11 protein-coding genes are annotated in these 10,470 nt (G+C 72.4%); 6 read left to right on the top strand and 5 right to left on the bottom strand.

Going from position 1 to position 10,470, the window contains the following annotated elements; translation table 11 throughout:
• The 3 genes from PV350_RS39945 to PV350_RS39935 form a co-directional block, all read left to right on the top strand.
• Positions 1-925: carbohydrate ABC transporter permease (locus PV350_RS39945; protein WP_500338336.1), on the top strand; the 925-nt coding region annotated here is incomplete at its 5' end.
• Complete coding sequence (locus PV350_RS39940) at positions 922-1,848, top strand: carbohydrate ABC transporter permease (protein WP_499515777.1); 927 nt, start codon at positions 922-924, stop codon at positions 1,846-1,848. The genes PV350_RS39945 and PV350_RS39940, both read left to right, overlap by 4 nt.
• A 65-nt stretch (positions 1,849-1,913) precedes the next feature.
• Positions 1,914-3,740 (top strand): alpha-galactosidase D, encoded by a 1,827-nt coding sequence (locus PV350_RS39935; RefSeq protein ID WP_500338335.1) that lies wholly within the window; start codon positions 1,914-1,916, stop codon positions 3,738-3,740.
• Between the two features lie 211 nt (positions 3,741-3,951).
• Here the strand turns inward: PV350_RS39935 and PV350_RS39930 are convergent, their stop codons facing one another.
• From PV350_RS39930 to PV350_RS39915, 4 genes are all read right to left on the bottom strand, one after another.
• A complete protein-coding gene (locus PV350_RS39930; RefSeq protein ID WP_499515779.1) occupies positions 3,952-5,238 on the bottom strand; it encodes an ATP-binding protein in 1,287 nt (428 codons plus the stop codon).
• Between the two features lie 45 nt (positions 5,239-5,283).
• Positions 5,284-5,658, bottom strand: a complete 375-nt coding sequence (locus PV350_RS39925) for an ArsR/SmtB family transcription factor (RefSeq protein WP_499515780.1) — start codon at positions 5,656-5,658, stop codon at positions 5,284-5,286.
• A 199-nt stretch (positions 5,659-5,857) separates the two neighbouring features.
• A complete protein-coding gene (locus PV350_RS39920) occupies positions 5,858-6,232 on the bottom strand; it encodes a roadblock/LC7 domain-containing protein (RefSeq protein ID WP_499515781.1) in 375 nt (124 codons plus the stop codon).
• A 164-nt stretch (positions 6,233-6,396) separates the two neighbouring features.
• Entirely contained in the window at positions 6,397-7,290 is an 894-nt protein-coding gene (locus PV350_RS39915; RefSeq protein WP_499515782.1) for an aminoglycoside phosphotransferase family protein, read from the bottom strand.
• 109 nt (positions 7,291-7,399) lie between these two features.
• Here PV350_RS39915 and PV350_RS39910 point away from each other — a divergent pair, with 109 nt between their 5' ends.
• On the top strand, positions 7,400-8,092 hold the full coding sequence (locus tag PV350_RS39910) for a hypothetical protein (RefSeq protein WP_499515783.1): 693 nt from the start codon (positions 7,400-7,402) through the stop codon (positions 8,090-8,092).
• Between the two features lie 22 nt (positions 8,093-8,114).
• Here PV350_RS39910 and PV350_RS39905 read toward each other — a convergent pair whose 3' ends face one another.
• Entirely contained in the window at positions 8,115-9,023 is a 909-nt protein-coding gene (locus PV350_RS39905) for a LysR family transcriptional regulator (RefSeq protein WP_500338333.1), read from the bottom strand.
• Between the two features lie 102 nt (positions 9,024-9,125).
• On the opposite strand from PV350_RS39905, the gene PV350_RS39900 reads away from it, so the two are divergent.
• Entirely contained in the window at positions 9,126-10,256 is a 1,131-nt protein-coding gene (locus PV350_RS39900; RefSeq protein ID WP_500338332.1) for a DMT family transporter, read from the top strand.
• Between the two features lie 6 nt (positions 10,257-10,262).
• On the top strand, positions 10,263-10,470 hold a 208-nt coding region (locus PV350_RS39895; RefSeq protein ID WP_500338331.1), incomplete at its 3' end, for a hypothetical protein.

Genomic DNA, 10,470 nt, shown 5'->3' with positions numbered 1-10,470 from the left:
GGCCCCCGCCACCGGGGCGCCCCGGCGCCGCCCCCGCCGGCTCGGCGCCGGTGACCGGCTCTTCCTGGCGGCCGTCGTCGGCGTCCCGCTCCTGGCCCTCCTGGTCTTCGTCTGGCTCCCGGCACTGGCCTCCATGGGCCTGTCCTTCACCAGCTGGGACGGCATCTACCTGTCCGACATCCACTGGGTCGGGCTCGACAACTACCACCAGATCCTCACCAACTACCCGCCGTTCTGGCCGGCGGTGCGGCACAACGTCATCTGGCTGCTCTTCACCGCGCTGCTGCCCACCCCGTTCGGGATCTTCCTCGCCTACCAGCTAGACCGGAAGCTCCGCTTCACCCGGGTCTACCAGACGGCGATCTTCCTGCCGATGGTGCTCTCCCTGGCCGTGGTCGGCCTCATCTGGGAGATCATCTACAACCCCGACACGGGCCTGCTGGACGGCATCCTGGGCGCGGTGGCCCCCGGCCACCACGTCGACTGGCTGGGCGACCCCGACCTCAACCTGTGGGCTGTCCTGGTCGCCTCGGCCTGGCGGCACACCGGCTACATCATGATCCTCTACCTGGCCGGGCTGAAGGGCTTCGACCCGGCCCTGAAGGAGGCCGCCGCGCTCGACGGCGCCAACGGCCGCCAGACCTTCCTGAAGGTGGTCTTCCCCGCCCTCAAGCCGGTCAACGTCATCATCCTGGTCGTCACCGTCATGGAGTCCCTGCGGGCCTTCGACGTCGTCTACGTGCTCGGCGGCGGCGTCGGCAGCAAGCCCGGCATGGAACTGCTGTCGCTGCTGATCACCGACAACATCATCGGCGAGTCCAGCCACATCGGTTACGGCTCCGCCCTCGCGGTCGTCCTGCTCCTGGTCTCCCTCGCCGCCATCGGGACCTTCCTCGTCCAGAACTTCCGCAAGGAGGACCGGTGACCACGACCGCCACCGCGCCCGTCACCCCGGCCCGCTCCCGCCGCGAGGCCGCGCGCGGCGGCGGGGCCTCCAAGCCCCCGCGGCAGACCGGCCGGCACCTGATGCTCGCCACGATCGCGCTGCTGTGGCTGCTGCCGCTGCTGTGGGCCGTCTACACCTCACTGCGCCCCTACGCGGACACCAGCAAGCACGGCTACCTGTCCTGGCCCCGCGGGATCAGCCTGCAGAACTACACCGACGCCTGGAACCAGTCCGGCATGCCGCACTTCTTCTGGAACTCGGTCCTCATCACCGTCCCGTCCGTCCTGGGCACCCTGCTCTTCTCCGCGGCGGTCGCCTTCTTCGTCTCCCGCTTCGACTTCCGCTGGAACATCGCGCTGCTGATGCTCTTCACCGCGGGCAACCTGCTGCCCGCGCAGGTGCTCATCACCCCGCTCTACCGGCTCTACCTGCTGGTACCGCTCCCGGCGTGGATGAGCGACTCGCTGCTGCTGTACAACTCGACCTGGGGCATCATCGCCATCCACATCGCCTACCAGTGCGGCTTCTGCACCTTCGTGCTGAGCAACTACATGAAGACGATCCCCGGGGAGATCTCCGAGGCCGCCCTCGTCGACGGCGCCCAGGTGTGGCGGCAGTTCTTCCAGATCATCCTGCCGCTGTGCCGGCCGGCCTTCGCCGCGCTCGCCACCCTGGAGTCGATCTGGATCTACAACGACTTCTTCTGGCCGCTCGCCCTCATCGAGACGGGCGACAAGCGCCCCATCACCTCCGCCCTGGCCAACCTGCAGGGCCAGTACTTCACCAACCCCAACCTCATCGCCGCCGGTGCCCTGATGACCGCCGTCCCCACCCTGCTGGTGTACTTCGCGCTCCAGCGGCAGTTCATCAGCGGCCTGACCATCGGTTCGGGCAAGGGCTGACCCCGCCAGGCCCGGCACACCCGCACCGCACCCGCCGTACCCCCCACCCCCAGGAGGCCCGACCCATGCGGTCACCCTCGCGCTCCACCCTGCCCTCGACCGCCGCCAGGACCCTGCTCGTCCTGGCCCTCACCGCCGGAGTGTCGGCGGCCGTCCCCGCGGCCGGGGCGACCGGCCCGGACACCGCGCCCACCGCCAACGCGGCCACCGCGCACCAGGTCGCCGCCAAGCCCTACATGGGCTGGTCGAGCTGGAGCATGCAGTCCTCGAAGTACCCCGGGCTCAACCCCACGGGCGACTACAGCTACCTGACCGAGGCGAACGTCCTCAAGCAGGCCGACGCCTTGGCCGCCAAGCTCAAGAAGTACGGCTACAGCTACGTCAACCTCGACGCCGGCTGGTGGCGCGACCAGTCCTGGAAGCCCGAGTTCGACGCGTACGGCCGGCAGACACCCGACCCCGAGCGCTTCCCGCGCGGCATGAAGGCGGTCGCCGACCACGTCCACGCCAAGGGCCTCAAGGCCGGCATCTACCTGCCGGTCGGCCTGGAGAAGGAGGGGTACGGCGACGGCAAGGTGCCGATCTGGAACACCACCGACTGCACCACCGCCGACATCGTCTACGACGACCTGCGCACCACCAACGGCTGGGACAGCTCCTACAAGATCGACTTCTCGGATCCCTGCGCGCAGAAGTACGTCGACTCCCAGGCGCGGATGATCGCCGACTGGGGCTACGACTTCCTGAAGATCGACGGCGTCGGTCCCGGCTCCTTCAAGAGCGGTGACAACTACGACAACCGCGCCGACATCGCCGCCTGGCAGAAGGCCATCGCCGCCACCGGCCGCCCCATCCACCTCGAGCTGTCCTGGTCGCTGGACATCGGGCACGTCGCCGACTGGAAGAAGTACTCCAACGGCTGGCGGATCGACACCGACGTCGAGTGCTACTGCGACACCCTCGTCTCCTGGGAGAACTCCGTCGACGACCGCTTCGCCGACGCGGCCGCCTGGAGCCGGCACGGCGGCCCCGGCGGCTGGAACGACCTCGACTCCCTCGACGTCGGCAACGGCCGGATGGACGGCCTCACCAAAGCCGAGCGGCAGACCTACATGACGCTGTGGGCCATCGCCAAGTCCCCGCTCTACACCGGTGACGACCTCACCCGCCTCGACGACTACGGGCTGTCCCTGCTGACCAACCGCGAGGTCATCGCCCTCGACCAGTCGAGCACCCCGCCGGCCCGCCCGGTCACCCCCGTGGGCGACCAGCAGGTCTGGGCCGCGGAGAACGCCGACGGCAGCTACACCGTCGCCCTGTTCAACCTCGGCGACGCCCCCGCCGCCGTGACCGCCGACTGGACCTCGCTCGGGTTCTCCGGCCGCGCCTCGGTCCGCGACCTGTGGAACCACGAGGACCTCGGCTCCCACCGGGGCAAGGTCACCAAGTCCCTTCCCGCGCACGGCTCGCGCCTGTTCACCGTCACCCCGCACGGCCCGGTCCAGCCCATGACCGGCTACGAGGCGGAGGCCCCGGGCAACACCCTGGCCGGCAACGCCTCGCTCGCCGACTGCGGTGCCTGCTCCGGCGGCAGGAAGGCCGGCAACCTCTACCTCGGGGGCTCGCTCCGCTTCAACGACGTCGTGGTGAAGAAGGCCGGCACCTACATGGTCAAGGTCGCCTACGTGAGCGGTGACGCCCGCACGGTCCGGGTCTCCGCCAACGGTGGCGGCGCCACCGCCCACACGTTCCCGTCCACGGGCGACTGGGGCACCGTCGAGACGGTCAGCCTCCCCGTAACGCTGAAGGCGGGCGCCAACACCGTCACCTTCGACAGCGCCGACGGGTACGCCCCGGACATCGACCGGATCGACGTGCCCAAGCTGTCCTGACACCCCGTGGGGCCCGGCACCCGCCGGGCCCCACGACGGGCGGAAGGCAAGGTGGGCCGGCAGACACGGACGGGGGAGCGCGTATCTGCCGACCCACGATCACCATAGGGCTCCGAGGGGGGGCGTCGCCCGGGCATCGCCGATGTCCGCCGGTTCCGGCCACGAACCCGGCGCGGAGCGTCCACCCCCCTTCCGCCGCGCCCCACGTGCCTCACACGCGGGCGGCGGAGCGCAGGTCGTGGTCGAAGGCGCGGATGTCCTCGGTCGTGAGGGTGGTGCGGGTGCGGGCGACCGCCTGCAGGTAGTCCTCGGTGCGGTGCGTCAGGTCCGCCGTGCTGCGCGGGTCCGTCGCCAGGTGCCGCTCGAAGGCGGTCTGCGCGGCGGCCTGCGCCGCGTACTCGATGTCCGCCGGTGTGAAGCGGTCGCTCGCCTCGACCAGCGCGTCCAGGTCGATGCCCGCCACCCGGTCCGGGCCGATGTAGCGGACCCAGATCGCCCGGCGGGCCGAGGGGTCGGGCGGGCCGACCGGGATCAGGAAGTCGAAGCGCCCGGGCCGCAGGAAGGCCGGGTCCAGCGAGCGCACCGCGTTGGTCGCGCAGATCAGCAGCCGGCGCTCGCCGCGCCGGAACTGCGGGATGAGCTTGAGGAGCTCGTTGGTCACCCGGTGGGCCAGGGTGGACGGGTCCTGCCGCTCCGAGGCGATCTCCTCCGCCTCGTCGAAGAAGAGCACCACCTGCTCCAGGTGCTCGACCCGGGCGAAGAGCCGCCGCAGCCCGTCGGCCACGCCGTGCGCGTCCTCGGCCAGCTGGTACGGGAGCACCTCGATGAACGGCCACGACAGCCGGGAGGCCACGGCCTTGGCGAACGTCGTCTTGCCGGTGCCCGGCGGACCGAAGAGGACCACCGCACGCGGCGGCACCAGGTGGTAGCGCTCCGCGACCCCGGGGTTCTCCAGCGGCAGCACCAGCCGCCGCTCGATGAGCGCCTTCTCCGCGGTCATGCCCGCGATGCGGTCCCACAGGCCTTGCTCCGGGACCGCCCCGCCGAGCTGGTCGAGCAGGGTGTCCTGCGCGGAGTCGGCCGACAGCAGCTTCTCGAAGTAACCGAGCCCGGGCCGGAAGGAGTACCCGGAGTTCCGGAACGCCTGCTCACCGACCTCGCCCTCGGGCAGCAGCGCCCCGATCCGGCGCATCCCCGCCTGGCCCAGGCTGTCCTCCAGGGCCGCCAGCAGCGCCGAGCCCATCCCGTGGTGGCGCCACTGCCGGGCGATGGCCAGCCGCAGCACCCAGGCGCGCTCCTGGGCCGTCGAGGACACCGCCGCCCCCACGACGCGGTCACCGACCATCGCCACCACGGCGGGCGCTCCCGCGCGCAGCGCGCCGACCACCTCCGCCAGCGTCACCGCGGGGTCCTCGGTCGTGTCGCGCGACTCCTCCCAGATGCGCACGACCTGGTCCAGGTCGCCTTCCTCCAGATCACGTACCCGCCAAGGCGTCATCGCGCTCACCTCCCGACCATTCTGGCCCAGGTGGCGCCGGAGCGCTCAGCCGGCGGGGTGGCCGACCTGCTCCTCCGCGCGCCCGGGCGGGGCGTCGGCCTGGCGGAGTTCGGCGAGCAGTTCGGTCTGCCCCGCGAGGAGTTCGGTGAGGATGCGGCGAGCCGCGCGCAGGAGTTCGGCGACGTCCCCGCCGGCGAGGGCGTAGCTGACGGTGGAGCCCTCGCGGATCGACACCACGATGCCGGACCGGCGCAGCACCGCGAGCTGCTGGGACAGGTTGGAGGGCTCGATCTCGATCTCGTTCAGCAGGTCCCGTACCGGCACAGGGCCGTTCTGGAGCAGCTCGAGGACCCTGATCCGCACGGGGTGCCCGAGCATGCGGAAGAACTCGGCCTTGGCCTGGTACAGGGGTACCTGCATCGTGTGTCGCTCCTGCCCGGTCTCCGACGGCCCTTCCCGTACGCGCCGGCGGCCGCTCCCGCTGCCGCCGGCGCGACTCTGCGTCCAATCCTTCCCCTTCCGGGGCCCGTGCACCGCCGTGCTTGTGCGGATCAGGATGTGCCGAATTGAAGGATTCTTCAATTCCCGGGCGCACGGAGCCCCGAGGGAGGAACGGCGGCTACAGCTCGAGGTCGGCCTCGATGCGCCGCAGGCGATGGCGGGCCATCGCGAGGTTGGCGTTGCGACGGTCGAGCACGAGGTAGAGGAACAGGCCGTTGCCGTCGCGGCTCTTGAGCAGCCGGATCAGGTGGTACTGCGTGTTCATGGTGATCAGGACGTCCTCGATCTCCTCCTTGATGCCCAGTTCCTTCATCGTCCGGGCCTTGGCGCGGATCACGTCGGTGTTGCCGGCGGCCGCGACGGTCAGGTCGAGGTCCTTGCCGCCACCGATCGTGCCCAGCGCCATGCCACTCGTGTAGTCGACCAGGGCAGCGCCCACGCTGCCCTCGATCGACGTCATCGTCTCCTTGAGGGAGGTCTCCACATTCGCCATCGGCGTCCGCTCCTTGCCGTCGCTCTCCCGGCGTCCGCGCGTCCGCGCGCCGCCGCCCCGGTTGGTGACCGAGAAGCTACTGAAAGTGACGGGCCCCGTGGGGGAATCGGCGATGCCGGGGAGCGGGCCGGAGCCCCCGGGTAGGATGCGCCGCCCCCTGTGGGTCAGGGTCCCCCGTCGGCGAGCAGCTCGCCGAGGACGTGCCGCGCGATCGACGCCATCCGCTCGTGGGTGTCCCGGTGGTGCCGCAGTTCCATCAGCGCGACCGACAGCGTCCAGCCGCGACCGCGCGCCCAGGTCGCGTCGTCGGTGCCCAGTGCCGCACGGAAGGTGTCACGGGCCGCGGCGGGCAGCACGTACCAGGCGGCGATCGTGTCGACGGCGGGATCGCCGAGGCCCGCGCACCCGAAGTCGATGACCGCGGAGAGCCGTCCGTCCGCCACCAGGAGGTTGCCCGGCTGCAGATCCGCGTGCACCCACACCGGCGGCCCCTGCGGTCCCGGTGCCGCCAGCGCCGTCTCCCACACCTCGTCGGCCGCCGCCGCGTCGACCTCCGCGCGCAGCGCGTCGATCGCGGACCGCGTCGCGTGGTCGCGCGCCGCGAGGGGCTCGCTGCGGTACGCGGGCGGTGCGCCGGCGGGGTCGACGCGCTGCAGGGCGGCGACGAAAGCCGCCAGGTCACGGGCGAGCGCGCCGGATTCGGCGAGGCGTCCCGCGGAGGGGTTCTCGCCCTCAAGCCAGCCGTACACCGACCAGGGCCAGGGGTAGCCGTCGGCGGGAGCGCCCTTGCCGAGGGGCGCGGGGACGGACGCCGGGAGCCGCGGCGCGAGCCGCGGCAGCCACTCGTGCTCCTTGTCCACGTCGCTCGCGGCCCCCGCGGTCCTGGGCAGCCGTACGACCATGTCGCTGCCCAGGCGGTACATGACGTTGGAGGTGCCGGCCGACCCGGTGGGGGTGAGCGGGAGGTCCGCCCAGTGGGGGAACCGCGCGTGCAGCAGGCGGCGTACCAGCGCCGCGTCGATCCCGGCCTGGCCGTCGCTCAGGGTGCGTGGGGGCATGTCCGCCTTCCGAAGTGGTCTCGCGCGACCATGAGTAGCAGCACCGGGGGCCTGCGCGGCACCGGATTTCCGCGGACGCGGGGAGCCCCGGGTGGGGGATGCCGGAGCCATGGGCTTGGATGTGCGCGTGACCGTTCACGACGTTGCCCCCCGACTGCCCTCCATCGCCGAACTGCGCGACCACTGCCGCGCGCTGGCGATGCTCGACGCGATCCTCAGCCCCGAGTGGGAGATGCGCTACCACTCCTTCGACGCCGTGTGGGACACGGGGGAGGAGATGGCCTCGCTGCGCAACGGATCGGGAGACGAGTACGCGATCGTGTTCTGCGCCGCCGGGGCCTTCATCCGCGGCTTCGACCACGAGTCGCCCCTCAGCCCCTACGGCTCGGAGGACCACGAGCCCTGGCCGGGGGTCGTCGACGAGGTCCCCGAGGCCTTCCGTCCGTACGTCGAGGAGCCGGCGTTCTGCGACGAGGACGGCGTGCCGGTCGCGACCGTCTGCCTGTGGCGCGGAGCCGGGGACGACGCGTGGCGGCACGGCTCCGTCGACCTGCCGGAGGACGGCGAGGACGCCGACGGCGCGTCGTACCTGTTCCGTCTGCTGACCGACCGGTCCCCCGAGGCGTTCCGCGCCTTCGCCGAGGACTACTACGAGGTGCCGGTCGACCTGGACGCCGTACGCCATGTCCACGCGCTGCGCCCGCTCACCCCGGAGGTCGTCGCGAGGCTGAACGCAGAGGTGACGCTCGACGGTCTGGCCGAGGACATCGCGGGCATCGGCTATCCGCGGGGCACCGCCTGACGGCAGGTCAAGGGCGCGCGGGTCAAGCCGTGCCCGCCGTGCCCCGGGCGACGTCGCGCAGCGCGTCGAGCAGCCCCCGCAGTGCCGGCTGCCGCAGCGACGTCTCCCGGACCGCGGCGTGGACCGCCCGGACGGGCTCCGGGCCGCGCACCTTCCGTACGACGACCCCGGGGTGGTGATGTGCCAGGGCGGCCAGCGGCAGCAGGCTCACCCCCAGCCCGGCGGCCACGAACCCCTGCGCGGTGGCGTAGTCCTCGCTCTGCACCACGACGGCGGGGCTGAAGCCGGCCGCGGCGCACGCCTGGAGGATCAGCTCCAGGCACGAGCCGTCCGGGGACTCGCTGCCCACCCACGGCTCCCCCGCGAGGTCGGTGAGGTCGAGCACCCGCTTCGCGGCGAGGCGGTGGCCCTTGGGGAGGACCGCACGGTAGGGGTCGTCCCGCAGGTGCACCAGGCGCAGGCCCTCACGGCCCTGCCCGCGCGGCCGCACCACGATCGCCAGGTCCGCGCGGCCCTTCTCCACCTCCGGCAGCGGATCGCCGGGGTCGACCAGGCCGAGGTCGATCCGCACCCCCGGGTGCTCGCGGCGCAACCGTGCGAGGGCGGGGGCCACCAGGTCGGCACCCGCCGTCGGGAAGTAACGCACCGTCAGAGTGCCGGTGCGGCCCTCGCGCAGATCGGCCAGCGCCGTCTCGGCCTCGGCCACCTCCCTGCCGATGCGGGCGGCGTACTCGGTGAGCAGCAGCCCGGCGGGCGTCGGCTGCACCCCGCGCCCCACGCGTTCGAGCAGCGGGATCCCGGCCTGCCTCTCCAGGACGGCGATCTGCTGGCTGACGGCCGAGGGTGTGTAACCGAGGTGGGTGGCGGCCGCGGTGACCGATCCGCTGGTCACCACCGCCCGGAGGACCTGCATGCGGCGCACGTCGAGCATGTAGCTCAGCTTAACGGTAGGTGCGTGAACCTTCGCTTGTGCCACCAGGACGGGTGGGGGAGCGTCGTGGGGGACGGTGACGCGAGACGACGGGAGGCCGGCGTGTCCGGTGGCGGAGGCGGCGCGAGGGCGCTGCTGCGGATGGCGGTGCTGGCCCTGTTGTGGGGGTCGACCTTCCTGTGGATCAAGATCGCGCTGGAGGGACTGCCGCCCGCCTGGGTCACCTTCCTGCGCTGCGCCTGCGGCGCGGCCCTGCTGCTCGTGCTCTGCCGCCGCGCGGGCCTGCGCCTGCCGCGGGGGAGGCTCCTCTGGAGCCGTCTCACGGTGGCGGCCCTGCTCTGCAACGCCCTGCCGTTCCTCCTCTTCAGTGTCGGCGAGCAGAGCGTCGACTCCGGGGTGGCGGGCGTCCTCAACGCCACGACGCCGTTGTGGTCCCTGCTCATCGGTCTCGCCCTGGGCACGGGGCGACGCGCCGTCCGCGGACCCCGGCTCGGCGGCCTCCTCGCTGGATTCGCGGGTGTCCTCCTGATCTTCGCGCCCTGGCACCGGTCGGGCCTCGCGAGCTGGGGCGCCCTCGCCCTGCTGGGTGCGGCCGCGAGCTACGCGCTCGCCTTCGCCTACATGGGGCGCAGGCTCATCCCCACGGGCGCGGGCGCACTCCCGCTCGCCGCGGCCCAGTTGACCGCCGCGACCGCGCTGAGCGTGCCGGCCCTGCTCGTCACCGGCACCACCGGGATCGCGGTGACCGTGCGCTCGTCCGTCGCGGTGCTCGTCCTCGGCGTCCTGTGCACGGGTGTCACCTTCTACCTGACGGTGTGCATCATCGCCGACGAGGGCGCGACGGACGCGGCAACCGTCGGCTACCTCCTGCCCGTCGTGTCGGTGGGGCTCGGCGCGCTCGTCCTCGACGAGTCGGTGGGCGCCCGGGTGGTGGCCGGCATGCTGGTCGTCCTCGTCGGCGTCGGGCTCACGCGGTCGCGGGGGCTGCGCCTACGCCCGTGGCGGCGGCATGCCGACGCCACGGGCGAGGGCGGCGACGACCGCGCAGGCCTGCCCGGGCAGGCGCACGGCCGCCCAGTCGGCGGCGGCACGGAGGAAGTCCGCAAGGTCCCGCTCGGCGTCCGCTATCCCGCGCCGCAGCACGTCGACGTCGACCTCGAACGCCGGGCTGTCGTCCCGCCTCGCGTCGACGGTCAACAGGACGACGTCGCCGTGCCGTTCGGCGAGCGGTGAGGGGTCGTGGCCGAGCCACGCGTCGCCGGTGCCGTCGAGGACGCCGAGCCATTCGCGCCAGTCCTCCAGGCCGCTGCAGCAACCCGGGCGTACCACCACCAGGTCGCCGGCTGTGCCGATGACCTGCAGTCCGCCCGGTGCCTGGACGTCCTCCCCGGTCAGCAGCCCCCGCAGGAAGTCCTCGACCGGGTCGCCGGGCCGGGCGGACTGCAGG

Source organism: Streptomyces sp. PA03-6a, from assembly GCF_033792765.1.
Taxonomy (GTDB): domain Bacteria; phylum Actinomycetota; class Actinomycetes; order Streptomycetales; family Streptomycetaceae; genus Actinacidiphila.
The sequence above is the reverse complement of the archived record's forward strand: the minus strand, read 5'-3'. Positions and strand labels throughout refer to the sequence as shown.

Bases quoted from the DNA above. Each gene is read 5' to 3' on its own strand.
- PV350_RS39910 (WP_499515783.1), top strand. From the start codon at position 7,400: ATGGGCTTGGATGTGCGCGTGACCGTTCACGACGTTGCCCCCCGACTG.
- PV350_RS39905 (WP_500338333.1), bottom strand. From the start codon at position 9,023: ATGCTCGACGTGCGCCGCATGCAGGTCCTCCGGGCGGTGGTGACCAGC.
- PV350_RS39925 (WP_499515780.1), bottom strand. From the start codon at position 5,658: ATGCAGGTACCCCTGTACCAGGCCAAGGCCGAGTTCTTCCGCATGCTC.
- PV350_RS39920 (WP_499515781.1), bottom strand. From the start codon at position 6,232: ATGGCGAATGTGGAGACCTCCCTCAAGGAGACGATGACGTCGATCGAG.
- PV350_RS39915 (WP_499515782.1), bottom strand. From the start codon at position 7,290: ATGCCCCCACGCACCCTGAGCGACGGCCAGGCCGGGATCGACGCGGCG.
- PV350_RS39930 (WP_499515779.1), bottom strand. From the start codon at position 5,238: ATGACGCCTTGGCGGGTACGTGATCTGGAGGAAGGCGACCTGGACCAG.
- PV350_RS39935 (WP_500338335.1), top strand. From the start codon at position 1,914: ATGCGGTCACCCTCGCGCTCCACCCTGCCCTCGACCGCCGCCAGGACC.